Genomic DNA, 254 nt, shown 5'->3' with positions numbered 1-254 from the left:
ACTAAAGGCAACGACTTCACCGTCATACATAATGATGCGATGAAGAGCGATAGGTCCTCGCTTCATGTAGCGTCCAATATAACCGAGTAACCCTTTCACATGTGTTTTACTTCTCTTAGGCGCATGGTGTATTTTGCAAGACTTTTCTACACAACATTGCAGCGATAAACTACACAATTTTGCACCTGAAAGATTCTTTTAGTTATTTGTGTTTGGATAGTGCATTCTTTAGTCGAAAACTCTCTCCGGTAAAG

1 pseudogene is annotated in these 254 nt (G+C 39.8%); it reads right to left on the bottom strand.

The window, feature by feature from the left end:
* Positions 1 to 126: pseudogene (locus ACYQ2O_RS13660) on the bottom strand (transposase); the annotation flags it as partial.
* Between the last annotated feature and the right edge of the window lie 128 nt (positions 127 to 254).

Source organism: Alkalibacterium sp. m-11 (genome assembly GCF_054658155.1).
This window is presented reverse-complemented; position numbering and strand designations above follow the sequence as displayed.